Here is a 23,500-nt window from a genome sequence, read left to right on the forward strand (position 1 = left end):
ACGGCGCAGGGGCCCGAAGCGCCGTGGACGCCCGGGACCCCCGGCCGGTGGACGGTCCGTCAGGACTGCTTCTTCGCCCGCTCCTTGACGATCGCAGCCAGCGTGTCGGCGATGTGCGCCTCGGAGGCGGCCTTGTCGATGCCGGACTCGGCGAGGGTGCCCGAGCCGTTCTCCTGCTCCAGGAGGGCCAGCAGGATGTGCTCCGTACCGATGTAGTTGTGGCCCAGGCGCAGCGCCTCGCGGAAGGTCAGCTCCAGGGCCTTCTTCGCGTTCGCGTCGAACTTGACTAGGCCGGGCACGTCGGAGACGGCCGGGGGCAGCGTGGCCGTGGCGTTCTGCCGGACGGTGTCCAGGAGCACGCCCTGTGCCCGGATGGCCTGCGCGGCTAGCCCCTCGGGCTCGGCGAGGAGGCCGAGCACGAGGTGTTCGGGCCGGATCTCGTCGTTGCCGGCGGCCTGGGCCTCGTTCTGCGCGGACATCACGACGTTGCGCGCCCGCGGGGTGTAGCGGCCGAAGCCCGAGCTGGGGTCGAGCTCGCCGCCCTCGCCGGAGGCCTTGGGCACGAACCTCTTCTGGGCGGCCTGCCGGGTGACCCCCATGCTCCTGCCGATGTCGGTCCAGGACGCCCCGGAGCGGCGGGCCTGGTCCACGAAGTGGCCGATCAGATGGTCCGCGACATCGCCGAGGTGGTCCGCGGCGATCACGGCGTCGGAAAGCTGGTCGAGTGCGTCGGTGTGGACTTTCTTGATGGCGTCGATCAGGTCGTCGAGACGTACGGGGTTGGTGAGGCCTACTGGCTCCGCAGATTCGGTCATGTGACAACCGTAGGTTGACAGTGTGAAGGTGTCAACCGTTGGTTGACAGTCGCTGGAGGCGTACTCGCCCACGCCGTAGGCTGCGCAGTCCACGACGTACCAACCACTGAATGAGGAGGGTCATGCCGTCGGCCCGAGTGCACCTTGCGGACGTGCTGCGCACGGCCGACGCGTCCCGGACGGGCGCCCTCTGGAAGCTCGACGGCGCGGCACGGCAGCTCGACGCCAACCTCGTCCGGTTGCCGGCCGCCACCGTCGTCACCGAGCACGTCGAACCGGATCTCGACGTCCTCCTCGTCGTCCTCGAAGGCGACGGATCGCTCCGGCACGCCGGAGAGGAGGAACAACTCGCCCCCGGCGCCCTGGTGTTCGTCCCGCGCGGTGAACGGCGCTCCGTGACGGCCGGCCCCGACGGCCTCGCCTACCTCACCGCCCACCGAAGGCGTCCCGGCCTGACCATCGCGCGGACGCCGGCCAGCGAGGGCGGCGAACCGGCTTGCCTGCTCAGCCGGATCTGCCCCGCTTGCGACCGGGTCTCCGAGGATCCCGCGGCGGCCTACTGCGCCCGCTGCGGCGCACGCCTGCCCACGTCCTGACGCGACCGGGCGGGCGTTCATCTTCGCCGGACGGTCCGGCCTGCGCCTCCCCACGCCCCCTCGCCCGTACGGTGCCGGGGACGAGCAGGACCGGGCGACCGCAGCGAGGGAGAACCACCCGACATGGCCGACTACCGCATCGAGACCGTCCGCAACGGCTTCCGCGACTGGACCGCGCGCAACGACCGCGGCGCCGAGGTCCGCATCGGCGCCGCCGAAGACCCCGACGTGCAACCGTCGTTCACCCCGGTCGAGCTGCTCCTCGCCGCGCTCGGCGGCTGCGGCGGCCTCGTCACCGACCGCACTGCCCGCACCGTCGAACACGACGGGCTGCGTATCGTCGTGGAGTCCGTGTCACGCCCCGAGGACGACGGCCGTGTCGGCGCGGTCCGAGTCAGCTACGAACTGGAGCTGCCCGAGGGCGACGAGCGCGCCGCCGACGCGTTCGCCCGCGGTGTGCGCCTGACCCACGAGAAGTACTGCACCGTCAGCCGGACCGTGGAACACGGCGCCCGGATCGAGGCGCGGCTCCCGGACGGCACGCTCGTCTTCATGGCGGGCTGACTCGCCGTCAAGGCGTGCTCACTCTCGCCTCCGAAGTGCGGTGACCGTCCGCGGCAGCGGCGGAGCCCGCGGCCGCCGCGCACGTGCACGGGCGAGTTCCAGGGCGAAGCCAGGCTCGGCCCGAAGTACCCGCCCAAGAAGTGGGAGGCCCCGGTCGGCCCGCCCCTGAAGGCCTGTCACCGCACGGGCTCCCTCAGCCCGAAGGCGTCCCTGAAAATTGGGAGGGGCCGGCGGACTCCGGCAGCTGGAAGTACCCGCCGAACGACGGGTTCACCGAGACCAACGGCCAGGTCGACCGCCGCCCCACGGAGCTGCGGCCCAGGCAGACGCTCGACGGTTCGGCTCGGAGTGCGGCCCTACGTGGCACCCGCCGGGGACGCGTACAAGAAGCGGGCGCTGCCGCGCGGAACCTCAACACCCTTGAGCCCGCCTACGCGTGCGACTATCACGTCTACGAGGTCGCCAAGCCGTTCTTCGTGTGGCAGGGCCCGATCGCGCCCCGGTTCGAGCAGCCCGGCGGCGGCCGGCAGATCAAGCTCGACCAGGTGTTCCTCAACGCCGGTGAGGGGCAGCGCCTCAACGTGAAGTGGCTCCTGGAACACGACTGCCTCGAGCCTGCGTAAGCACGATCGAGAGGGGAGGACGGCTCGTGGACCGGCACGCACTGGAGCGCGCTCTGCGCCAGGCCGCCGTGCCCCCGACCCACTACTGGATCGAGGGCGTCCCCGAACCGTCCCCCACCCCCACCGACTTCCTCTATCTGCGCGAGGAGCCCGGCGGGGGCTGGGAGACCGGAGCGTACGAGCGCGGCGCCCACGAGGCGATCGCGCGGCATCCCACGGAGGACGCCGCCTGCCCCCACCTGTGGCAGCTGCTGAACTGAGCGCCGCCCTGTGCGCCACCGCGTGCTTACGGCAGTGAATGCACCTTCGGACCAACGGCGTTGGACCAGGCGTTGCCCGCCGTCGCGTCCCAGTTCGTGGACCAGGTCATCGCGCCGCGCAGTCCGGGGTAGGTCTTCGCGGGCTTGAAGGAGCCGCAGCCGGTCCCGCGCGTCAGGCAGTCGAGCGCGTTGTTGACGACCGACGGGTCCACGTAGCCGCTGCCCGCGCCACGCGTGGACGCCGGTACGCCGAGCCCGACCTGGGACGGATCGAGACCGCCCTCCAGCTGGATGCAGGCGAGTGCGGTCAGGAAGTCGACCGAGCCCTGGCTGTAGACCTTGCCGTCGCAGCCCAGCATCGAACCACTGTTGTAGAACTGGGTGTTGACGACGGTGAGGATGTCCTTCACGTTCAGCGCCGTCTTGAAGTATTCGCCGGACGTCGACTGCATGTCGATGGTCTGCGGCGCCATCGTGAGGACCAGCTTCGCGCCGGCCTTCGCGGAGAGCTGGTGCAGGGCCTTGGACATATAGGTGGAGTTGAGGCCGTTCTCGAGGTCGATGTCGACGCCGTCGAACCCGTACTGCTGCATCAGGGAATAGGCACTGTCGGCGAACGCGGCGGCCGACGCGTCGCTGTTCACGGAGACGCTGCCCTTCTCGCCGCCGACCGAGAGGATCACGGACTTGCCCGCGGACTGCTTCGCCGCGATATCGGCCTTGAAGTCGGCGGCCGACGTGTATCCGACGGCGGGGTCGAGCGTGAAGGAGATCTGCCCGGGAGTGCTCGTCGCGTCGGCGAAGGACACCGCGATGATGTCGTACTGCGAGGGGACGTCACGCAGCTTCTGCACGGTGGCGCCGTTGTTGAAGTTCTGCCAGTAGCCGGTCACCGCGTGCTTGGGCACGGTCCCGCCGCCACCGCCGCCGGAGGCCGTGGTCCGCGCGGTGACGGCCGTCGATTTCGCGGACTCACCCGCCGAGTTGGTCGCACTGACCTGGAAGCTGTACGAGGTGGCGGCGGCGAGCCCGGTGACGGTGGTGGAGGCGCCGCTGACGGAGGCGACCTTGGAGCCGTCGCGGTAGACGTTGTATCCGGTGGCGCCGGAGACCGGATTCCAGGAGAGGTCGACCGAGGAGGAGGTCGCGGTGCCGGCCGCGAGCCCGGCGGGGACTGCCGGAACGACCACGGGATCGCCGCCGCCACCGCCGCCGTCCGGACCGAGCACACTCACGTCGTCGGCGTAATACGCGCTCTGCCCGTACCAGCCGTGCGTGTAGACCGTCACGGACGTCGTGTTCGCGCCGGTGGTGAAGGTGGTGGTCAGCTGCTGCCAGCCGGAGGACCCCGGCGTCCAGGTCGACACATCGGTGGTGCCGGTGCCGCTCGCTCCCAGGTACACGTAACTGCCCTGGACCCAAGAGCTCAGGGTGTACGTCGAGTTGGGCTTGACCGCGACGGCCTGGGAACACTGGGCGGTGTCCTGTGCGGTGGGTGTGCCCTGGAGCGCCCGGGCGCCGCCGTGCACGGGGGAGCCGACCACGGAACCGGTACCGGCGGAGCACGTCCAGTTGTTCAGGTCCGATTCGAATCCGGCGTTCTTGGCGACGTTGATGTCCGCGGCCTGCGCCGTGGTCGCCAGAGCGGTGACGCCGAGCGCCGCGGCCGCGGTGACGGCCAGCGCGCCCTCGATCCATCTGCGTGCACGGTCCACTTGCTGCCTCCGGTGGGGAGTGAAGGGGGCGGGAGTGAACGGTGGCCACCGCTGTAGGGCCCAAAGCTGGTCCAGACCAATCGAGTTGTCAAGACCTCGAACGACGTCGGCGCGCGCCCCAGGGTGGTCCGGGCGGTCCGGTTCGGGGAGCGGCTTGAGGGCTGACGCCAGGGGGTGTGGATACGGGGCCGCCGGCCTGGGCGTGGGTAGGGAGTGGCCGGCGGCCCCTCCGCGCAGGAGCCGTCAATCCTGTGCGGATTCCTCTCGTAGTGGACTGCGTGGTTCCGATGGCTGGAAGCGTGCGAACACAGTGACTGGGTGTGCCTGATTCACACGGGGCGCGAGCCGGGTTCAGAGGCGCTCGATAATCCCGCGCACATAGGCGGCCTGACCGGAGTGCTGAAGATCGTCCGAGATGACGCTCACCAGCCGCACGCCGAGTGTGACCGGCGGCGACCAGGTGTCGTCGACCACCTGGTCCAGGTCCGCGTCGGTCAGTTCTGCCAGGTGGGCGAGGGTGCGCGCGTGCACGGCGTCGAAGTAGCCGAGCAGCAGCTCGGCCGACGGGACCTGCACCGCGGCCACCTGTTTGTCGCTGTGGCCGTACCCCGTGTCGGAGGGCGGCAGGGCGAGATCGAGGCGGTCGGCCCAACCGTCGGCGAGCCAGACCTGATCGGTGTGGAAGGCGTCGGAGATGTGATCGTCCTGCACGCGTGAAAGGTGCCAGATCAGCCACGCGATCGAGTTGGAGTCGTCATTGAGGCGGGTGTTGAGTTCCTCGGCGGAAAGATCTTCCGCCGCCGAGTGAACCGTTTCGTGGATCCGTCCGAACGCGTCGGTGAGAAGGTCCTTGGAGTGCATGACGTGCTGCTTCCTCGGTGGCGGGGATTTCACACCCGCGCACCCGTTCCATTCCGGCCATTCGGAGCCCTGAATATGCCAGGAGACTGGCCAGAAAGGCATGGTGACAGCGCGTCGGAAGTGTCGATACTCATCTTCTGAGGAAGTTGAATGATGCCCGACCAATAGATCATTCCGCCGGCCCGGCCCGGCGCACCCACACGGATCACGCACACCGCACGGAATGAAAGTGAGGCCCGTAGGGCAGCGAGCGAGGCGACGGGGGAGAGCATGCACGAGGAATTCCTGTGCCATGTCACCGCATACGGAATCTGCGGCGGTCAGCGCGTCGGCGTACCGCTCGGAACATATCGCGCGCCCACTCTGCCGCTGGCGATGTGGTGGCTGCGAGACCGCGCTTCCTGGATAGCCGAACGGCTGGATCCGCACCCCGGCAATCCGCATTTCCCCGAACACGCCATTGCCCCGGTCGCCGACACCGTCCCCGATGTGCCCGGCGCGCTGCGCGACTGGTGCGGCGATATCGAGCGGCAGGAACAAGTCGCCGAGGAACTCGCCGACGGGAAACTCGTACGGCTGATCACCCGTGACGACACCACGGAATACGAGTTCCTCGCCGAGTCCGTCGACGCCTTGCGCATGCAGCGCACCCGCGCGTCCAGGGCCGCGCTCGTTCCCCACCCGTGATCGACGCGGCGTCGATATGACTAGTAGCCGGTACGGGTGGCGCCGCGCTTACCTGCGTAAATGCCGGGGGACTGTGGTCATGCACAGCATCGTCACCGCACTCTCGGAGCCGCTCGAATGCACCGCAGCACCACTTTGCTCACCACCGCTCTCGCCGGCGTCGCCGCCGCGCTGACCCTCGCCGCACCGGCCGCCGTCGCCACCGCGCCGACCGGTTCCGTACGCGCCGCGGGCCCCGGACAGGTCTGCTTCTGGACCGAGCAGGGACAGCACGGCCAGGCCTGGTGTTACGCGCCACCCGGCTACGCCGAGGCGGAGAACGGCACCCAGCGCCACGCCTACTCCTTCGACTCCCGCGTCGACGGGACGGTCTACGCGATCAGCTACGGACCGGGAAACAGCTGCCTCTACCGCGAGATCCGCAAGGACGACTACGACGAGAACTGGGAGGCGTGGGCCACCAAGTTCGACGGCGTCAGCGACAACAAGATGGGATGCGAAGCGGGCTGATCCGCCGATGACCCACCGACCGCGGCTCCGGGCGCGCCCGCTCCTGGCGCTCACCGCGCTCTGCCCACTGTCCCTGGCCGGCCTGCTCGTCACCGGCTGCGCGGCCCCGGACCCCGGGCCGGCGCTCTCCCCGGACGACACCGTCAAGGCGGCCACCCAGCTCCTGACCGACCGCTGCCTCATCGCGCAGGGATTCACCCCGCCGCGCCCCGGCAGACGGCCCGGCACCCAGGCCCAGGAGGAGCACCTGGCCGACGCCCTCTTCGGCGCCGGACGCACGGAGCTCTCCCTGAAACTGCCGACCGGGTACTCCGTGCGCGCCCACACCGACGGCTGCCTGGCCTCGGCGCAGCGCGCCCTCTACGGCGACCAGCGCCGCTGGTTCCGGGTGTCGACCGTCGTCAACAACCTCAAGCCCGAAGCGGCCTACCGCAAGACCAGCCTCGCCTCGGTCCGGGCCGGACACCGCACGGAGGTCGCCGACTGGCAGCGCCTTCGGAAACACGCCCTGACCCGTGCGACCGACCTCCTCACCCGTCAGCGACAACAACAGCAGAAACAACAGCAGCAGTAACACCAGCAGAAACAGCAACAGCAGCAGCAACAGCAGCAGAAAGAAGCACAGTGATCATCAAGAACTCCGCCGCGCTCCTCGCGGCTGTCGCGCTCGCCTTCGGCGGCGCCGTCGCCACCTCGTCCTCCGCCTTCGGTGCCTCGTGCCCCAGCGGCCAGTTCTGCGCCTGGACGGACGCGGACTTCGGCGGGCAGCGCACCAACTGGTCGGGCGACGATCACGACTGGGAGGACCCCATCCAGGACCAGGACTCTTCCTGGGCGAACCATGGAATTTCGGGCCCCGGCATCAAGGACCACGTACAGGTCTACGAGAACCCGGGCCTCGTCGGTCTCGGCACCGTCTGCCTCGCCCCGGGCCAGGAGATCGCCTCCGACAGCTGGGGCAACGACAGCGGCGACTCGCACACGTGGAAAATGAGCTGTTGACCTCACGCACCGCGTGACCGGACCGGAAGGGGCGGAGTCCCATGCCGCCCCTTCCGGCCGGTTATGACTGCCGCACGCGCCACTGGGTATCAGGAGGTCTGCAGGGGAGTTACTGTGCCGACCGATCCCATTGAGAGAACCGTATGACCGAGTACCTGGACGGAGTGCTGATGCCGACCGGTGCTGCCGACCCCGTCGAGCCGCTGCGCCGAGCGACGCAGTACACCGGGGAGCCGGGCTGCATCGCCGACGCACGCGCCTTCGCCGAGGTGTTCCTAGAGCAGCTGGGGTCCGAGTGGTGCGCCCTGATCGACGCCAGGTCCCGCGGTGATCTGCTGCTCCTGGTCAGCGAGCTCGTCACCAACGCGGACCGTCACAGCCACGGACCGTACGTCCTCGATCTCGAGGGTTCGAGGGACCACGTGGCCGTCACCGTCTACGACAGCAGCGCCGCCGTGCCCCGTCGCTTCGTCAGGGATCCCGCGCGCATCGGCGGGCACGGGCTCGAGATAGTCCACGCCCTCGCCACCGAGGTCATCGTGGAGCGGGTACCGGTCGGGAAGTGGATCAGGGCCGTCTTTAGACTGCGACCGTAATCGAACGGTTCTCGCGCGAGGAGACGACGACATCGACACGGGATCCGACCGCGAGCTCTTGAACGACCTGGCCAAGGCGCTGCCCGGCCTCGCGCTGATCGAGGACGGCGACGTGCTGTCCGGGCTCAGCCACGACGACGCGGAATGGGCGCCCGTCGGTCGAGCACTCGCGGCGGTCCGGGTGACGGACGCCGACGAAGTCCAGCAGGTGGTGCGTGCCTGCGCCGCACTGTCCGTACCCGTCGTGACCCGCGGCGCCGGCACCGGGCTCTCGGGCGGCGCCAACGCCACCGACGGCTGCCTGGTCCTCGACCTCTCGCGGATGAGCCGCATCCTGGAGATCGACCCCGAGAACCTCATCGCCGTCGTACAGCCCGGCGTCGTCAACAACGACCTGAAGGCGGCCGTCGCCGAGCACGGCCTCTGGTACCCGCCGGACCCCGCCAGCGCCCCCTGGTCGACCATCGGCGGCAACGTCTCCACCAACGCCGGCGGCCTGTGCTGCCTCAAGTACGGCGTCACCCGTGACTACGTGCTCGGGCTCGAAGCCGTGATGGGCGGGCCCGCGGGCGCGTACGGTACCCGCGTCCGATTCGGCCGGCGCACCACGAAGGGTGTCAGCGGCTACGACCTGACCGGCCTGTTCGTCGGCTCGGAAGGCACGTTCGGAGTGATCACCGAGATCACGCTGCGCCTTCGTCCCGCGCCCGCCGCGGAGCCCCGCACCGTCGTCGGCGCCTTCGACGGCCTCGTCGCGGCGGGCGCCGCCGTCGCGCTCACCACCCGGCGGGGCCTTGAGCCCGCCGCCCTGGAACTCCTCGACCGCCACTGCATGCAGGCTGTCGAGGACTGGAAGCACCTCGGGATCGAACCCGGCGCCGCCGCGCTGCTCCTGGCGCGGATCGACGCGCCCGGCGACGCGGGCGAGGCGGAGGCGGCGGCGGTCGCCGAGGCGTTCGCGGAGGCGGGAGCGCTCTGGGCCGAACAGTCCACCGACGCGGTCGAGGCCGAGGCCCTGTTCGACGTCCGCAGGCTCGCCTATCCGGCACTCGAACGCCTGGGGCCCGTGCTGACCGAGGACATCTGCGTACCCCGATCGGCCGTGCCCGCCATGCTCGCCACCGTCGAAGAGATCGGACAGCGGCACGGGGTGCGGATCGCGACCATCGCGCACGCCGGCGATGGCAACCTCCACCCGCTCCTGATCACCCCGCCCGGCGACGCCGAGGCCCGCCGCGCGGCGCAGGCCGCGTTCGAAGAGCTGCTCGGCGCCGCGGTCGCCGCGGGCGGCACCGTCACCGGGGAGCACGGCGTTGGCCTGCTCAAGCGAGGCGGCATGCGACAGGAACTCGGTCCCGAGGTCTGCTCGGTGCAGCGCGCGGTGAAGAACACCCTTGATCCGCTGGACCTGTTCAACCCGGGCAAGGTCGTCGGCGAGCCCGACGCGGGCTGACCCTTTGAGCGGCGCTTTGTCCGGCGCGCCGACCTAAATGAACTATTTGTATGCTTATCCGACTTACGGTGCCTGTGTTGTCAGGGGGGCTGCGCAACGCGTCCCTCGCGGACGCGGGTTGGGATGCCGATGAGTGAGATCAGCCGCCGAGGAGCCGTGGGTCTTGGACTCGGGATCGGCCTGGGTGCCGCCGCCGCGGGCCTTGCCGGATGCGGGACAGGCAAGAACACGGCCCGCCCACCCGCGGGCCCCGACCGCCCCGACCAGGGCACCCGCCCGGAGATCGCGCCCCGGCTGATCGGTGACGGCTCGACGGCGTACACCGGCAAGCAGCCGAGGCAGCCCGAGGCGCCCGTCCCCCTCGAACCCAGCCAGACGCCACCGCAGTTCGTGATCTTCTCCTGGGACGGTGCGGGGGAGGTCGGCAAGGGTTTCTTCCCGCGCTTCCTCGAACTGGCCGAGAACCACGGCGCCCGCATGACGTTCTTCCTCTCCGGTCTCTATCTGCTGCCGGAGTCGAAGAAACGGCTCTACGACCCGCCGAACAACCCCGTCGGCGCCTCCGACATCGGGTACCTCACCGACGCGCACCTCAAGGAGACGCTGAAGTACGTCCGTCAGGCCTGGCTCGACGGCCACGAGATCGGCACGCACTTCAACGGCCACTTCTGTGCCGGCTCCGGGTCCGTGGCCAACTGGACGCCCGCGCAGTGGCGCAGCGAGATCGAGCAGGCGAGCTCGTTCGTCAAGACCTGGCGTACGAACACGGGTTGGCACGACCACGACCCCCTGCCGTTCGACTACGACCAGGAACTCATCGGCGGCCGCACGCCCTGCCTGCTCGGCCAGGACAACGTGCTGCCGATCGCCCGCGAGCTCGGCTGGCGCTACGACGCCTCGTCGCCCGGCGGCGTCCAGCGCTGGCCCGAAAAGCGTCAGGGCCTGTGGGACCTGCCGCTCCAGGGCATCCCGTTCCCCGGCCACACCTTCGAGGTCCTCTCGATGGACTACAACATCCTGGCCAACCAGTCGAAGAACTCCACGCGAGGGCCGTCCTACAACTACGCGGGCTGGCGCCAGCAGGCCACCCAGTCGTACCTCGCGGGGTTCAACAGGGCGTACGAGACGAACCGGGCGCCCTTCTTCATCGGCAACCACTTCGAGGACTGGAACGGCGGGATCTACATGGACGCCGTCGAGGCCGCCTTCAAGGAGATCGCCGACAAGAAGGACGTACGCCTCGTCTCCTTCCGGCAGTTCGTCGACTGGCTGGACGCCCAGGACCAGGAGGTGCTCGACCGGCTCCGTTCGCTGGAGGTCGGACAGGCGCCCGCGGGTGGCTGGTCGCAGTTCCTCGGCGACGCGGTCGCGGCACCGAGGGGCGCCGCACGCAACGGCGCCTAGGCCCGGGCGCGTGTCCGGCGTCCTGACGTGTCGTCGGTCCCGCTGACGCACACTGATCGGGACTCGATCAGTGACGGAGAGGCAGGCGCATGGACCGCTGGATCACCGCGGGAGTGGACGGATCGCCGGAGAGCTCGGCCGCGACGGCATGGGCGGCGCGTGAAGCGGTACGGCGCGGATACGCGCTGCGGCTGCTGCACGCCTGGTCCCCGGTGCCGGACGTGGCGGCGTCCGCGCCCGATGTCGCGGCGCAGGCCGAGTGGGCCACAAGTGTGGCCGAGGAGGCCGTGCGCGCCGTGGCGAGCGGCCACCCCCAGCTGTCCGTGACGGCCGAGTCCCCGTCGGGTGATGCCGTGCCCGCGCTCCTCGGTGCCGCGGCCGACGCGGAGTTCCTCGTCCTCGGCTCCCGGGGACACGGCGCGCTCGTCGGCTTCCTGGTCGGCTCGGTCGGGCAGCAGGTCATCGCCGAGTCCGCGCGGCCCGTCGTCCTGGTCAGGGCCGACGACCGGGCCGAACCCGAGGCTGCGGGCCGCGAGATCGTCGTCGGCCAGGAGGGCGCGCCCGAGGACAGCCGCGCGGTCCTCGAGTTCGCCTTCGCCACCGCGTCCGCACGCGGCGCGACCCTCAAGGCCGTACGCGCATGGACACTCCCGCCGCTCTACGCGTACAGCCCCGCCTCGCTGAAGCTGCTCGACGAGGCCGGCGGCATGGAGCCGTACGAGAAGAAGGCGCTCGGTGAGGCGCTCGAACCGCTGCGCGAGCGGTATCCCGACGTGCCGGTGGTGGAGCACGTCGAGATCGGCAGTGCAGGCCAGGTGCTTCTCGCGTCGGTCGCGGGGGCTCAGCTGGTGGTCGTGGGCCGCCGCGCCCGCCGCTCGGCCGTCGGGTCCCGGATCGGGTCCGTCGCGCATGCCCTGATGCACCACGCGCCCTGCCCGGTGGCCGTCGTGCCGCCCGTCTGAGTGCCGGGTCCGCTCGGCCTCAGTCGTCGGTGACGGTGATGGCCCGCACCGGACAGGCGCGGGCCGCCTCCCGCACCAGCGGGTCACCGCCGCCGTCGTCGCGGCCCTCCAGCACCTCGCTGAAGCCGTCGTCGTCCTGCGTGAACACGTTCGGCGCCGTCAGCGCGCACATGCCCGCGCCCACACAGCTGTCCTTGTCGATCCGGATCTGCACGGTCTGCGCCTTTCCCACGGCTCGGGTTCGGTTCTTAAGTCGGGGTCACCAGGTGATCGGGAGTTCCAGCATGCCCTGGATCGTGTCGCCCGGCTTGAACGGGATCTCCTCGGCGGGCGCCGCGAGACGCAGCCCAGGAAGCCGCGTGAACAGCGAGCGCAGCGCGATCTCCATCTCGGCCCGGGCCAGGTTCTGCCCCAGGCACTGGTGGACCCCGTAGCCGAACGCGAGGTGCTGGCGCGTGGGCCGGTGCCAGTCGAGGGAGTCGGGGGCCGTGAAACTGTCGCCGTCGCGGTTGATGAGCGAGGTGGAGAAGATGACCCCGTCGTCCGCCCGGATGGTCTCGCCCGCGACCTCGATGTCCTCGGTGGCGACGCGCAGGATGCCGTCGGCGATGGACAGGAAGCGCAGCAGTTCCTCGACCGCGGCGGGCAGCAGCGAGTCGGCGGAGCGCAGCTCCTCCAGCCGGTCCGGGTGCCTGAGCAGAGTGAACGTGCCGAGGGAGATCATGTTCGCCGTGGTCTCGTGTCCCGCGATCAGCAGGATCGTGGCGAGGCTGATCAGCTCCTCACGGTCGATCTCCTTCTTGTCCGGCCCGCGGTGGATGAGCTCGTCGAGCAGCCCGTCACCCGGCTCACGCCGCTTGCGGTCGATCAACGCGCCCAGGTACGCGTCGAGTTGCTCGCGCGCGGCCTCCGTGTCCGACGCGTCCGGCCCTCGCAGCAGCCGCCGGGACTGCTCCTCGAAGAAGTCGTGATCGGCGTAGGGCACGCCCAGCAGCGAGCAGATCACCATGGACGGCACGGGCAGCGCGAAGGCGCTCACCAGGTCTGCCGGGGGCCCCTGCTCGACCATTGCGTCCAGCAGCCGGTCGACCGTCTCCTGGATGCGGGGCCGCAGCGCCGTGATCCGCTTGAGGGTGAAACTCGGGATCAGCATGCGGCGCTGTGCGTTGTGCTCGGGGTCGTCGACTCCGAGGAGGGCGACGCTCCGTTTACGGGACAGGGCGAGGCGCTCCGTCGTCATCGGGAAGGCGCGGTTCTCCCGGTCGGTGGACAGGCGCGGGTCGATGAGCAGGTCCCGTGCGACCGACTGGCCCGTGACCACCCATACGGTCCGCCCGTCGAAGAGCGAGACGCGGGAAAGGGGCCGCGCCGAGCGCAGCGGATCGTAGGAGGCCGGCGGGTGGTAGGGACACGTGCGGTCCTGGGGGAAGGCGACGGTGTCCGGCGTGGGGGGTGTCACGGTCATGGCTGACCTCGCAGGCGGTGAGTCTTCCTTGTGATCTTCATTAGATGCCTTAGGCATCCACTCGTCCACTCGAAGACAGGCCAGTCCGCCCATGAGGGTCATCTGGCCCGAACCCGTTGTTCCGGTTCGGGCAAGGGCGCGTTCTGTCTGGTCGGGGCATGTCGTCGGGCCTGCGACGGGGACGGGGCATGTGCCGGACGGCCTGAGCCGATGGGGTGTCCTCGGGCGTGGCGCGGCTTGTTCGCGCCCCGTCGTCCGTGCTCCGTCCGTGCCCGTGCCGGTTGCGCCCGCAGGGAAAAGCGGATGCCTGTGCGAGTGGCGGTAGGTATCGTCGCCGCACGTGGAACCACTGAACGAGAAACAGATCCGGGCGTCCTTCGTGAACTGCACGAAGGGTGAGGCGGCCCGGATGAAGCTTCCCCTCGACTTCGCCGAGCTCCCCTGGGAGGACCTGGACTTTCTCGGCTGGATCGACCCGGGGGCGCCCCTGCGGGCCCACCTCGTGCGCCCCGGCCCCGGCGGGCCCCTCGGCATCACCCTGCGGGTCCCCTCGGTGAGCCGGACCAGCGCCGTGAAGTCCAGCATCTGCCAGGTGTGCCTGACCGGGCACGCCTCCTCCGGTGTCGCCCTCCTCGCGGCGCCCCTGGCCGGAGCACGCGGGCGGGAGGGCAACACCGTCGGCATCTACCTCTGCGCGGACCTCGCCTGCTCGCTCTACCTGCGCGGCAAGCGGCAGCCCAAGCTGAGGGCGGGCCGTTACGAGGAGTCGCTCTCGCTCGACGAGCGGATCGCCCGCGCCACGGGCAACCTGGACGCCTTCACCGCGAAGGTCACCGAGTCCGCGTGACCGGTTGGGGCAGGTGGCCCAACCGTGGTGATTCTGAGCGGGAGGTCCTGGCGGGCCCGGAGTCTCGGCGGGAGGTCCTACCGGGACCCGGAGTCTCGGCGGGAAGCCCTTACATCGCTGCCGCGTCCAGCAGCGGGATCAGCTGCTCCTCCTCGTGAAGCAGGTGCCGCTCCAGTTCGCCGGTGAGCCGCTCCACCTCGGGGAGCACCAGGCGGGGGTCCGTGTCGTCGGCGGAGACCGTCTCCTGCAGTCGTGCGAGGAGCGCGGCGATCCGCTCGTGCTCCTCGCGCATCAGCTCCAGGACCGCGCCGAGCTCGGGGTGGCGTGAGCCGATGAACGGGAACAGGGCGGCGTCCTCTCCGGCGTGATGGTTGTGCAGTCCCTTGCAGAGCGTGAGGCAGTTGACGCGGAGCTGGGCGCCGAGGCCCGGGCCCGACTCGGCGATCTCCTTGCGGATCAGGCCGAGTTCACGCCGGATCCCGTCGTGGACGGCCTTGAGCCCGTCACCCCATGACGTCGCACCCGTCACGTTCGGCGGCCCGCTCGCGATGGCCCGCAGCGCGACCACGGGGATGACGCGGGAGGTCTTCGCCTGGTACTCCGCCCAGCCGGGATCGCGCTCGACCGCCCGGGCGAACACGGCGTCGCGCTCGGCTCCCGTCAGGACCTCGGCTTCCGCCTCGTAGGTGAACACGCCGTCCTCGACCGTGACGCGCGGGGTGGCCACCAGATTGTGGAACCAGTCCGGGTGGCTGGGGGATCCGCCGGCCGACGCGATCACCAGGACGCGTTCGCCGCCGTCGGGGAGGTATCCGACCGGCGTGGTGTGTGCGGCGCCCGAGCGGGCTCCCGTGGTGGTGAGGAGGAGGATCCGGCCACCTTCGAAGGGGCCTGAGAGCCGGCCGCGATGGGCTCGGAACTCGTCGATGACGTGCTGATTGAAATCGTTGGGCATTCTCTTCTTTCGTCTCCGGGACATACGAGAAATCTGGTTCGCGGAAGCAAAAGAAGATCGGCGGGCCTCGCGCCCGCCCCGGCCTCACTCGGAGGCCGGGTGCCCTACTCGTTGATGGCCCAAGGCCGACCCGGCAGTCACGGGGCGAGACCCTAGTTCATGCGCACGTGTGGCGGCAATGCGATTTCGGGGTGGGCTGGGAGGGGGTGGTGGTTCTGCTGCGGTGCGTTCTCCGGAGCGGCTCGGGTCGCTGCGCCGGTGTGTCTTTGGGTGCGGGGCCGTGGGGGCATGTACATGCTCGCTGTTCTACATGTTCCTGCTGCGAGCCGAATTGCCTGTACGTGGTGCTGGTGGCTCCGCGCGTACATGCCCCCACGGCCCCTCCCGTTTCGTCGGCGCCCGGCCGTCCGGTGGGGGCTTCGGATTTCCTACTGGACCTTGGCCTGGATGGCCGAGATGCAGGACGCGATCGCCTGCTGGAGGTCCTCCAGGCGCTTGAGCATGTCGTCCTCGTAGACGTCGTCCTCGGCGTCGTCGAGGGTGAGCTCCTCGAAGACCTTCGTCGCCTTCTGGAGGCTGTTGTAGAACTTCGCCCTGCGCTCCTTCACCCGGAGGTCGGGGTCGCTCTCGACGGTCTTGGTGACGAGGTCGCGGACGCTGTCGTACGCCTCACGCGCCCACTCGCCGGCCTCCTCGTCGTCGTCCAGCTCGTCGATCAGGGAGAGGTGGCGCTCGGCTTCCTCGCGCAGCTCGCGCGGTGCCTCGATCTTCTGTCCTGCGGCTGTCTTGATCTGGCCGTTCTCCGCGATCTGACGTACGTACTCGACCCGGTCGCCGGCCTTCGCCTCGGCGGCTACGGCCTTCTTCAGGTCGTCGGTGCGCACGATGTCCCTGACCAGCTCCGTGCGCAGGGCGGGGTCCTCCTCCAGGCGGTCCATGAGGGCCTTCCTGGCCGCCTCGGCGGTGCCGGGGTCGGCGAGGATCGCGGCGCGCAGCGCGGTCGGGTTCTCGGCGACCTCCAGGGCCTTGGTCGGGCGGATGCCCTCGGCCTCGGCTGCCGCCGAGATCGCGTGGCCGCGCGGTGACACGGCGATGGAACGCGACGCGTAGTACGTCAACCAGGCGTCGGAGTCCGGGAGTTCGACGTCCTGGCCCGGGGTGAGTGCCTCGAAGTGCGGCACGAGTCCGTCGTCGGCCGCCTTGTCCCACGCCTTGTAGTAGCGCATGACGCGCTCCGCCGAGCAGCCCGCCAGCTCGCTGAAGCGGCGGGCCGAGATCTTCGGCGTCTCACCCACCGCCTGTCCGCCGGGACGCACGCTGCGCGCCACCATCAGGGCGAACGCCCAGCCGCCGGTCCGGGCGTAGACACCGAAGGCACGTGCGTCCTCGGCGACCAGGTCGGAGACCGGTGCGGTGTCCTGCGGCTCTTCCTCGGGGACGTCGTCCGTGACGTCCTCGGGGGTCCCGCCCGGCACCCAGATGTTGTCCTCGGCGGGCCCGGCCTGCGCCGGGACGGCCTCTTCGGATGCGACGTCTGCTGCGGATTCGGTCGGGGCGGTCGCTGAGGTCACGTAGGTTCTCCTGAGGCGGCACGGGCGGACGAAGGTTGACGCGCTACTTTATCCCTCCTAATCGACCCTTTTGTGCGCGGGCTCCGGGATGGGTTTTCAGGCGCGGTGCTCGATCCTGCCACCGACGACGACGGTTTCGGCCACGGTGCCGGGGATGTCCTCCGGCACGGCGCGCAGAATGTCGCGGGACAGGACCACGAAGTCCGCGGCCTTGCCCACACTCAGCGAACCCCGCTCGTGCTCAAGGAAGTTGGCGTACGCCGAACCCATGGTGTACCCGTACACCGCGGTCTCCACGTCCACGGTCTCGCCGGGCATCCAGGGCTCACCGCCGCCCAGCGGGCGCCGCGTGACCGCCGTGTAGATGCCGACCATGGGGTCCATCTCGGCCACGTTCCAGTCGCTGGAGAGGGCGAGGACCGCGCCCGACTCGTGCAGGCTGCGCATCGGCCAGGCCTTGTGCCAGCGGTCCGTGCCGACGTTCTCCGCCCAGTCCTTGCCGGGCCCGGCGACCTCGGGGGCGCAGTGCCTGGGCTGCATGCACGCGACCACGCCGAGTGCGGCGAAGCGCGCGGTGTCGGCCGGGTCGAGGCATTCGACATGGACGACCTGGTGGCGGGCGTCCCGCTCACCGTTGACCGTACGGGCGTGCTCGACGGCGTCGAGGACCGTGCGGATGCCGCGGTCACCGGTCGCGTGGACGAAGCACTGGAAGCCGCGCGCGTCGAGCTTGGCGAGGAGGTCCGCGAACTCCTCGGGCGGGTAGAAGGTCTCCCCGCGGTGGTGGCCGCAGCCGGTGTAAGGCTCCAGGAGCGCCGCGGTGCGCGGTTCGACGACGTCGTCGATGTAGAGCTTCAGCGGTCCGACGCGCAGCCGGTCGTCGGCGTGACGTTGCGCGGCGGCGGCGAAGTCGTCGAGGTCGGCGTCGGTGGTGCCGCGCGGGTGGAAGAGCGCGGCCACGATCCGCGAGCGGAGCCGGCCCTCGGCGCGGGCGCGCTCGAACAGATCGAGGTCGTCGAGCGAGTTCTGCGGTTCGACGACGGTCGTGATGCCGAAGCGGATCGCGTCGTCGAGGGACTTGGCGAGGCGCCCGTACTGGCGGTCGGCCGAGGCCCACGGCACGCCGATCTCCTTGAGCGCGCGGTGCCCGTCGCGGGACAGGCCCTTCACGGCGAAGTCCTTGATGAAACCGGTGGGTTGACCAGTGTCGGGGTCGGTCGCGGCCTCGCCGAACGGCAGGCTCGTACGGCTTTTGTCGATGCCGAGGCGGCGTAGCGCGGCCGTGTTCAGCCAGGCGGTGTGCACGTCGTAGCTGAGGACGAACGCGGGGGTGTCGCCGGTCACCGGGTCGAGGCCGGCGGCGGTGGGCATGCGGCCGCCGGGGATCGCCGAGTAGTCGAACGCCTCCGCCTCGATCCAGGCCGCCCCGGGGTGCGCCGCCCGGAACGCGCGGATCCGGTCATGGATCTCGTCGAGGGTGTCGGCGCCGGCCAGCTGGACGCAGGCGTCGTCGGAGCCGAGCCGCACGTGGTTGTGCGCGTCGATGAAGCCGGGCAGGACCAGTTTTCCTCCGGCGTCGACGACCTCGGTGCCGGGCCCCGTCCAGGCCTCGGCGTCCGCGTCGGCCCCGAGCCAGACGATCTTTCCGTCGCGCACGGCGAGAGCCTGCGCCTCGGGCAGCGCCGGGTCGACGGTGTGGACGCGCGCGCCGCGCAGGACGAGGTCGGCGGGGGCGGGGGATTGGGACATGAGGGGTAACTCCTGTGGTGATACGGGTCGTTCGGGGGAAGGTTTACGCGACGACAGGGGTGACGGTCCGCCGGGCGAGCGCCCAGTACACGATTGCGGAGACGACCGAGCCGAGCAGGGTCAGGTCGGCGCCGCCGAGCGGAGCGACCAGGGGACCGGTCCAGAGCTCGGAGTCGCAGGTCAGCGAGGCGAAGACCATGCCGGCGAGCAGGGCGACGACGCCGGCCGGGTGGTAGCCGGCCCGGTACCAGTAGGCGCCGTCGCGGCCGGCGTGCAGGGACGGGGCGTCGTACCGGCAGCGGCGCATCACCATGTCGGCGAGGAAGACGCCGCCCCACGGTGCGAACACGATGATCAGCAGGGACAGGAACGACAGCAGCGAGTCGGTGAAGTCCGTGAGGAACAGGGCGTAGAGCGAGCCCACCACGGTGACGCCCGCGCTGATCAGGATCGCCTTGGACCGGCTCCACGGGATGCCGAGGACCTGGAGGTTCAGGCTCGACGAGTACAGCGTGATGATCGAGTTGGTGACCGAGCCGCCGAGCACCAGGGCGAGGAAAAGCGGCTGGAACCAGCCCGGCAGCAGCCCCTCGGTGCCCGCCACCGCGTCCGTCATGTCGGCCTGGGTGGCGGCGGCGACGCCCGCGACACCGAGCGCGACCGAGGAGACGAGGCCGCCGAGCGCGCCGCTCCAGGTGATCGACCGCAGCGAGGTGGTGCGCGGCAGGTAGCGCGTGTAGTCGGCGGGCATCGGGACGTACGAGAAGGGTCCCGCCAGCATCACGACGAACGCGAGGCTCCAGCCCGAGGCGCCGGGGACGCCGCCGCTCGACGCGCCGGTGTCGGCGCCCGGGATCAGGAAGACGAGGAGTGCGGCGAAGCCCACGGCGAGGATGTACGCCATCCAGCGCTCGGCGAACTGCACGGTGGCGTGGCCCCACAGGGCGACGGCGAAGGTGAGCACCATCGTGACGGCCAGCGCGAAGGCGCGGGCGGTGGAGCCGTGCCAGCCGAGGTCGGCGCAGAACGCTTCGAGGGCGAGCGCGCCGACCACCGTGTTCACGATCGTGTAGCCGATGGAGACGATCCAGTTGAGCAGACCGGCGGGCCAGTTCCCGCGGACGCCGAAGGGCGCGCGGGAGATCACCAGGGTCGCGGTGCCGGTGCGGATCCCGCTCAGTCCGGCGGCGCTGATCGCGAAGAACGCCAGGCCGCCGATGACGACGGCCGCGGTCGCCTGCCAGAACGAGAGCCCGAAGGACACGGCGAGCGCGCCGTTGATGACGTACGTGAAGGTGAGGTTCGAGCCGAACCAGAGCCAGAACAGGTCCTTCGCGCCGCCGTGCCGCTCCTCGTCGGGGATGGGGTCGATCCCGTGGGTCTCGACCTGGAAGACCTCGTCACCGGTGGCGGCGACCGCCGGTCCGGCCTGCGCGGGTCCGGCCTCCTCGGTGTGCTGCTGTGTCATCCCGCCGTCCTTGCATGTTGTTCTTGAATATCGTTCTAATTCCTTGAACGGCATTCAAGATGCGCCTCCTGGTCGCATACGTCAAGACCCCTCGCGGAATTCGCCGGATAGGGTCATGGGTGTCGGGACCACGGATCAGGGAGGCGCGGCTGTGGCGGCTACGGCGCGACGGCGCGACGGGCAGTTCGCCCAGGAGCGGATGCTCGAGGAGGCGATGACGGCCATCGCCGAGGACGGTCTGGCATCGCTCACGATGTCGGCGCTCGGCAAGCGCCTGGGCACCAGCGGCGGCCACATCCTGTACTACTTCGGCAGCAAGGACCGCCTCCTCCTGGAAGCCCTGCGCTGGAGCGAGAGCAGCCTCGCCGACGAACGCCGGGCGCTCCTTTCCCGGCGTGTCACCGCCGAGCGCAAGCTCGACCAGTTCGTCGAGCTGTACCTGCCGCGCGGCCCGCGTGACCCGCGCTGGACGCTGTGGATCGAGCTGTGGGCCCGCACCTCCGCCGACGAGGCGCTGCGCCAGGCCCAGGACGAGCTGGACCGGGGCTGGCAGGAGGACCTGGAGACCCTGCTGGACAGGGGGGTCAGGCAGGGGCGGTTCGCACCCCTCGACACGGCCGAGCGTGCTTCCCAACTCCTCGCCCTGCTCGACGGGTTGAGTACACGCATCGTGATCGGCCAGCGGGGCGCGGAGCGGTCCGTGGTACTCGCCACGGCCCGCTCCGCGGCCGAGCGGCTGGTGGAGCGGGCCTGACGGCGGTGCGGGCGCGACGCGCGCATGCCGGGGGCCGGCGACGGGGTGCGGCGTTCGCCGCTCACCGGCACTGGCATGATCGGTGCCATGGCAGATCGCGTAATCGCCGCGTGTGACGGGGCGTCGAAAGGAAATCCAGGGCCCGCAGGCTGGGCCTGGGTCATCGCCGACGGCGGGGAGACCCCGGTCCGCTGGGAGGCGGGCGCGCTGGGCACGGCGACGAACAACGTCGCGGAGCTCACCGCTCTGGAGCGCCTCCTCACCGCCACGGACCCGGGCGAGCGGCTCGAGGTCCGGATGGACTCCCAGTACGCGATGAAGGCCGTCACGACGTGGCTGCCCGGCTGGAAGCGCAACGGCTGGAAGACCTCGGCGGGCAAGCCGGTCGCCAACCAGGAACTGGTCACCCGCATCGACGCGCTGCTCGAAGGGCGCGCCGTCGAGTTCCGCTACGTCCCCGCGCACCAGGTCGACGGCGACCGGCTCAACGACTTCGCCGACCGGGCCGCGAGCCAGGCCGCCGTCGTCCAGGAACCGGCGGGCACCGACTACGGGTCCCCGGAACCGCCGCCGTCACCCGACACGGCCGCCGGCCCGTCGAAGAGGAAGCCCAAGCAGGCCTCGGCCCGGTCGAAGACGGCCTCGACCCGTACGCTCAACGCCAAGTTCCCGGGCCGCTGCGTCTGCGGCCGGTCCTACGCGGCCGGCGAGCCCATCGCCAAGAACCCGAAGGGCTGGGGCCACCCCGAATGCCGTACGGGCGCGGGCGCCGCGGAGTGAACCGGTCGGGCTGCGGGGGCCGGCGGGTGCCACGGTGAGGGCGGGCGGCACAGCGAGGGCGGGCGCGACCGTGATGGCAGGCGGCACAGTGACGCCGGGATCCGCGTGAGCCCGGAACGGGACCGCGCGCCCGAGCCGGACCTCGCCCGTGACCCCGCGGTCCCGGCGACCCCCGGTCTCTGGGACGGTCGCCCGTCCCTGTGGCTGCTCAGGACGCCCGAGCGCGGGGAGCAGCCCGCACTGGACGACTCCGTCCTCGATGCCGACGAGCGCGCCCGGGCCGCCGCCTTCGTACGGAGCTCGGACCGCGACCTGTACCGGGCCGCGCACATCTCCCTGCGCCGGCTCCTCGGTGCCTGCCTGGGTGTCTCGCCGGGGAGTGTCCGGTTCACCCGCGAGCCGTGTCCGCAGTGCGGCGGACCGCACGGGCGCCCGGCTCTGCCCGGCCCTCGCCCGCCGCTGCACTTCTCCCTCTCGCACTGCGAGGGACTCGTCCTGATCGGCCTGGCGGGAAGCCCCGTCGGCGTGGACGCCGAGCGGGTGCCGGACCCCGGGACCGTGGACGGCCTGGTCAAGGAGCTGCATCCGGCGGAACGCGCCGATGTGGCAGCGCTCCCGGCCGGGTCGCGTGCCGCGGCCTTCTGCCGGGTGTGGTCCCGCAAGGAGGCCTACCTCAAGGGCGTCGGTGTCGGCCTGGGGCGCGCTCTGGACGCCGACTACGTGGGCGACCGTCCACGCCGCGGAGCCGTCCACCCCGCCGGCTGGTCCCTGCACTCGCTCGACCCGGGCCCGCAGCGCGACACACACGCCGCCGCGGTCGCCCTGCGGGACACCACACCGCCGGTCCTGCGCGTCCTGCCCGACTCGTACCCGCACACCACTCAACAGGTGCGGCGCTCATAGCCGTTGCCGCCGGGAGCCGTCACGTCGTGATCCCTGCGGACGATGTCCAACCGCTCCCCGAATGCCCGACAGGCCTTGCGCAGGCCGGTGTCGGTGTACTCGATCACCACGACCCGGTCGTCGAAGGCTTTCGCGTACACACCACACTCGTCGTAGGCGCCGCATTCCTCGGCGACGGCGAAGTCGACTCCCAACTCGTGGCCGCTGGAGACCAGTTCGGCAGTGTTCTTCTGGCCGACGGCGAGCCCGTTCCGGTGTGCGCGCCGCACCAGCAACGACATGAACGCCTTCGCGTCCTGTGCGCTCAGCAAGCCCTTCGAGCGTGTGTAGCTGTCGTAGTTGTCCGGTTCGACGGCGTCGAAGCCGTCGTCGGCGCAGCCGTCGATCCAGGGGCCGACGCGGGCGGCCACGCGCTCGCGCTTCTTCGCCGTGCCGATGTCGAGGAGCGGTTCGTCCCAGTCCCGGTCGATGACGATCCGGCCGTTCGGGTCGTGCAGCAGCAAGTCGGCGGGCCAGTCGTCCCGTTCGTCGGGCTGTGCCTGGAAGGCGTTGACGTAGCAGATGTTGTACAGGCCGGGGGCGGGCTGCGCCGCCCGGTCGCGGCTCACCACGCCGACGTCCTTCGCGGGCGGATAGACGCCACCGATCTGGTAGTCGAAGCCCGTGTGCCGGGGCGGTGGACTCCAGTTGTCCCCACCGCCTCCGGCCTTCCCACCGTCGGGCGAGCACCCGGCTACGAGCGAGGACAGCAGGACGGTGATCAGGGCAGAGATGAGTACGTTCGTGTCGCGTGACGCCATGCCCCCATTTGATCCCGTGGAGCGATGTGCGTGCGGTGATCAAGATCTCGAATTGGCTGAACACCGACCCGGCAGGTGTGCTCGGGCGAGGCCGTCGCGGGGCCACCTCGGGGGAGCCATTAGTGTTTCCGGTACCGGACCCTACAGGGGAGTTGCATTG

At 70.6% G+C, this 23,500-nt stretch carries 25 protein-coding genes and 1 pseudogene; 16 read left to right on the plus strand and 10 right to left on the minus strand.

Translation table 11 applies throughout. The features are described from left to right. Positions 1–59: 59 nt before the first annotated feature. The gene (locus ACIPWY_RS06360) at positions 60–815 is read right to left on the minus strand and encodes a Clp protease N-terminal domain-containing protein (protein ID WP_362900366.1); all 756 of its coding nucleotides are present in this window, start codon (positions 813–815) and stop codon (positions 60–62) included. A 122-nt stretch (positions 816–937) separates the two neighbouring features. On the opposite strand from ACIPWY_RS06360, the gene ACIPWY_RS06365 reads away from it, so the two are divergent. From ACIPWY_RS06365 to ACIPWY_RS06380, 4 genes and pseudogenes are all read left to right on the plus strand, one after another. Beyond that, complete coding sequence (locus tag ACIPWY_RS06365; protein ID WP_393698795.1) at positions 938–1,411, plus strand: cupin domain-containing protein; 474 nt, start codon at positions 938–940, stop codon at positions 1,409–1,411. A gap of 123 nt (positions 1,412–1,534) precedes the next feature. Then, positions 1,535–1,975, plus strand: a complete 441-nt coding sequence (locus ACIPWY_RS06370) for an OsmC family protein (protein WP_362900362.1) — start codon at positions 1,535–1,537, stop codon at positions 1,973–1,975. Positions 1,976–2,056: 81 nt separating this feature from the next. Continuing rightward, positions 2,057–2,598, plus strand: a pseudogene (locus tag ACIPWY_RS06375) (TNT domain-containing protein); the annotation flags it as partial. A gap of 26 nt (positions 2,599–2,624) precedes the next feature. After that, a complete protein-coding gene (locus ACIPWY_RS06380) occupies positions 2,625–2,858 on the plus strand; it encodes a hypothetical protein (protein ID WP_393698798.1) in 234 nt (77 codons plus the stop codon). 26 nt (positions 2,859–2,884) lie between these two features. Here the strand turns inward: ACIPWY_RS06380 and ACIPWY_RS06385 are convergent, their stop codons facing one another. Next, a complete protein-coding gene (locus tag ACIPWY_RS06385; protein WP_393699011.1) occupies positions 2,885–4,552 on the minus strand; it encodes a chitinase in 1,668 nt (555 codons plus the stop codon). 372 nt (positions 4,553–4,924) lie between these two features. After that, on the minus strand, positions 4,925–5,434 hold the full coding sequence (locus ACIPWY_RS06390) for a DinB family protein (protein WP_362900356.1): 510 nt from the start codon (positions 5,432–5,434) through the stop codon (positions 4,925–4,927). A 270-nt stretch (positions 5,435–5,704) separates the two neighbouring features. Between ACIPWY_RS06390 and ACIPWY_RS06395 the strand changes: the two genes are divergently transcribed. From ACIPWY_RS06395 to ACIPWY_RS06430, 8 genes are all read left to right on the plus strand, one after another. Next, the gene (locus tag ACIPWY_RS06395; protein ID WP_362900354.1) at positions 5,705–6,121 is read left to right on the plus strand and encodes a hypothetical protein; all 417 of its coding nucleotides are present in this window, start codon (positions 5,705–5,707) and stop codon (positions 6,119–6,121) included. A 117-nt stretch (positions 6,122–6,238) separates the two neighbouring features. After that, positions 6,239–6,631, plus strand: coding sequence for a hypothetical protein (locus ACIPWY_RS06400; protein ID WP_393698801.1), 393 nt, complete (start codon positions 6,239–6,241; stop codon positions 6,629–6,631). 7 nt (positions 6,632–6,638) lie between these two features. Then, positions 6,639–7,205, plus strand: coding sequence for a hypothetical protein (locus tag ACIPWY_RS06405; RefSeq protein WP_393698803.1), 567 nt, complete (start codon positions 6,639–6,641; stop codon positions 7,203–7,205). A gap of 56 nt (positions 7,206–7,261) precedes the next feature. Beyond that, positions 7,262–7,633 carry a peptidase inhibitor family I36 protein gene (locus ACIPWY_RS06410; protein ID WP_362900791.1) on the plus strand — a complete coding sequence of 124 codons (372 nt, stop codon included), beginning with the start codon at positions 7,262–7,264 and terminating at the stop codon, positions 7,631–7,633. A gap of 143 nt (positions 7,634–7,776) precedes the next feature. After that, on the plus strand, positions 7,777–8,229 hold the full coding sequence (locus ACIPWY_RS06415) for an ATP-binding protein (RefSeq protein WP_362900348.1): 453 nt from the start codon (positions 7,777–7,779) through the stop codon (positions 8,227–8,229). A 58-nt stretch (positions 8,230–8,287) separates the two neighbouring features. Continuing rightward, complete coding sequence (locus tag ACIPWY_RS06420; RefSeq protein ID WP_393698805.1) at positions 8,288–9,682, plus strand: FAD-binding oxidoreductase; 1,395 nt, start codon at positions 8,288–8,290, stop codon at positions 9,680–9,682. 129 nt (positions 9,683–9,811) lie between these two features. Beyond that, entirely contained in the window at positions 9,812–11,086 is a 1,275-nt protein-coding gene (locus ACIPWY_RS06425; RefSeq protein ID WP_401532380.1) for a hypothetical protein, read from the plus strand. An 89-nt stretch (positions 11,087–11,175) separates the two neighbouring features. Then, positions 11,176–12,048 carry a universal stress protein gene (locus ACIPWY_RS06430; RefSeq protein ID WP_362900344.1) on the plus strand — a complete coding sequence of 291 codons (873 nt, stop codon included), beginning with the start codon at positions 11,176–11,178 and terminating at the stop codon, positions 12,046–12,048. Positions 12,049–12,067: 19 nt separating this feature from the next. On the opposite strand, the gene ACIPWY_RS06435 is transcribed toward ACIPWY_RS06430, so the two are convergent. Both ACIPWY_RS06435 and ACIPWY_RS06440 read right to left on the minus strand, forming a co-directional pair. Next, entirely contained in the window at positions 12,068–12,262 is a 195-nt protein-coding gene (locus ACIPWY_RS06435; RefSeq protein ID WP_362900787.1) for a ferredoxin, read from the minus strand. A gap of 45 nt (positions 12,263–12,307) precedes the next feature. Beyond that, a complete protein-coding gene (locus ACIPWY_RS06440) occupies positions 12,308–13,513 on the minus strand; it encodes a cytochrome P450 (RefSeq protein ID WP_362900342.1) in 1,206 nt (401 codons plus the stop codon). A gap of 340 nt (positions 13,514–13,853) precedes the next feature. Here ACIPWY_RS06440 and ACIPWY_RS06445 point away from each other — a divergent pair, with 340 nt between their 5' ends. After that, positions 13,854–14,360 (plus strand): FBP domain-containing protein, encoded by a 507-nt coding sequence (locus ACIPWY_RS06445; protein WP_362900340.1) that lies wholly within the window; start codon positions 13,854–13,856, stop codon positions 14,358–14,360. 109 nt (positions 14,361–14,469) lie between these two features. On the opposite strand, the gene ACIPWY_RS06450 is transcribed toward ACIPWY_RS06445, so the two are convergent. The 4 genes from ACIPWY_RS06450 to ACIPWY_RS06465 all read right to left on the minus strand — a co-directional run bounded on the left by ACIPWY_RS06450 (position 14,470) and on the right by ACIPWY_RS06465 (position 20,103). Then, positions 14,470–15,315 carry a nitroreductase/quinone reductase family protein gene (locus tag ACIPWY_RS06450; RefSeq protein ID WP_362900338.1) on the minus strand — a complete coding sequence of 282 codons (846 nt, stop codon included), beginning with the start codon at positions 15,313–15,315 and terminating at the stop codon, positions 14,470–14,472. A 428-nt stretch (positions 15,316–15,743) separates the two neighbouring features. Further along, positions 15,744–16,712 carry a hypothetical protein gene (locus tag ACIPWY_RS06455; protein ID WP_393699014.1) on the minus strand — a complete coding sequence of 323 codons (969 nt, stop codon included), beginning with the start codon at positions 16,710–16,712 and terminating at the stop codon, positions 15,744–15,746. Positions 16,713–16,982: 270 nt separating this feature from the next. After that, positions 16,983–18,635 (minus strand): amidohydrolase, encoded by a 1,653-nt coding sequence (locus tag ACIPWY_RS06460; protein WP_401532382.1) that lies wholly within the window; start codon positions 18,633–18,635, stop codon positions 16,983–16,985. Between the two features lie 43 nt (positions 18,636–18,678). Beyond that, the gene (locus tag ACIPWY_RS06465; protein WP_362900333.1) at positions 18,679–20,103 is read right to left on the minus strand and encodes a cytosine permease; all 1,425 of its coding nucleotides are present in this window, start codon (positions 20,101–20,103) and stop codon (positions 18,679–18,681) included. Positions 20,104–20,254: 151 nt separating this feature from the next. On the opposite strand from ACIPWY_RS06465, the gene ACIPWY_RS06470 reads away from it, so the two are divergent. The 3 genes from ACIPWY_RS06470 (at position 20,255) to ACIPWY_RS06480 (ending at position 22,540) form a co-directional block, all read left to right on the plus strand. Next, positions 20,255–20,857, plus strand: coding sequence for a TetR/AcrR family transcriptional regulator (locus ACIPWY_RS06470; RefSeq protein ID WP_362900331.1), 603 nt, complete (start codon positions 20,255–20,257; stop codon positions 20,855–20,857). Positions 20,858–20,932: 75 nt separating this feature from the next. Next, complete coding sequence (locus ACIPWY_RS06475) at positions 20,933–21,637, plus strand: ribonuclease H (protein WP_393698811.1); 705 nt, start codon at positions 20,933–20,935, stop codon at positions 21,635–21,637. Between the two features lie 105 nt (positions 21,638–21,742). After that, entirely contained in the window at positions 21,743–22,540 is a 798-nt protein-coding gene (locus ACIPWY_RS06480; protein WP_362900327.1) for a 4'-phosphopantetheinyl transferase superfamily protein, read from the plus strand. Here the strand turns inward: ACIPWY_RS06480 and ACIPWY_RS06485 are convergent. Further along, complete coding sequence (locus ACIPWY_RS06485; protein ID WP_393698813.1) at positions 22,519–23,340, minus strand: endo alpha-1,4 polygalactosaminidase; 822 nt, start codon at positions 23,338–23,340, stop codon at positions 22,519–22,521. The two genes, ACIPWY_RS06480 and ACIPWY_RS06485, sit on opposite strands and share 22 nt — an antisense overlap. Positions 23,341–23,500: the final 160 nt, after the last annotated feature.

The organism is Streptomyces sp. NPDC090032 (assembly GCF_044748025.1).
Taxonomy (GTDB): domain Bacteria; phylum Actinomycetota; class Actinomycetes; order Streptomycetales; family Streptomycetaceae; genus Streptomyces.

Coding starts and splice junctions, on each gene's coding strand:
- ACIPWY_RS06450 (WP_362900338.1), bottom strand. CDS start 15,315: ATGCCCAACGATTTCAATCAGCACGTCATCGACGAGTTCCGAGCCCAT.
- ACIPWY_RS06465 (WP_362900333.1), bottom strand. CDS start 20,103: ATGACACAGCAGCACACCGAGGAGGCCGGACCCGCGCAGGCCGGACCG.
- ACIPWY_RS06430 (WP_362900344.1), top strand. CDS start 11,176: ATGGACCGCTGGATCACCGCGGGAGTGGACGGATCGCCGGAGAGCTCG.
- ACIPWY_RS06405 (WP_393698803.1), top strand. CDS start 6,639: ATGACCCACCGACCGCGGCTCCGGGCGCGCCCGCTCCTGGCGCTCACC.
- ACIPWY_RS06475 (WP_393698811.1), top strand. CDS start 20,933: ATGATCGGTGCCATGGCAGATCGCGTAATCGCCGCGTGTGACGGGGCG.
- ACIPWY_RS06440 (WP_362900342.1), bottom strand. CDS start 13,513: ATGACCGTGACACCCCCCACGCCGGACACCGTCGCCTTCCCCCAGGAC.
- ACIPWY_RS06400 (WP_393698801.1), top strand. CDS start 6,239: ATGCACCGCAGCACCACTTTGCTCACCACCGCTCTCGCCGGCGTCGCC.
- ACIPWY_RS06365 (WP_393698795.1), top strand. CDS start 938: ATGCCGTCGGCCCGAGTGCACCTTGCGGACGTGCTGCGCACGGCCGAC.
- ACIPWY_RS06460 (WP_401532382.1), bottom strand. CDS start 18,635: ATGTCCCAATCCCCCGCCCCCGCCGACCTCGTCCTGCGCGGCGCGCGC.
- ACIPWY_RS06425 (WP_401532380.1), top strand. CDS start 9,812: ATGAGTGAGATCAGCCGCCGAGGAGCCGTGGGTCTTGGACTCGGGATC.
- ACIPWY_RS06485 (WP_393698813.1), bottom strand. CDS start 23,340: ATGGCGTCACGCGACACGAACGTACTCATCTCTGCCCTGATCACCGTC.
- ACIPWY_RS06415 (WP_362900348.1), top strand. CDS start 7,777: ATGACCGAGTACCTGGACGGAGTGCTGATGCCGACCGGTGCTGCCGAC.
- ACIPWY_RS06360 (WP_362900366.1), bottom strand. CDS start 815: ATGACCGAATCTGCGGAGCCAGTAGGCCTCACCAACCCCGTACGTCTC.
- ACIPWY_RS06370 (WP_362900362.1), top strand. CDS start 1,535: ATGGCCGACTACCGCATCGAGACCGTCCGCAACGGCTTCCGCGACTGG.
- ACIPWY_RS06390 (WP_362900356.1), bottom strand. CDS start 5,434: ATGCACTCCAAGGACCTTCTCACCGACGCGTTCGGACGGATCCACGAA.
- ACIPWY_RS06395 (WP_362900354.1), top strand. CDS start 5,705: ATGCACGAGGAATTCCTGTGCCATGTCACCGCATACGGAATCTGCGGC.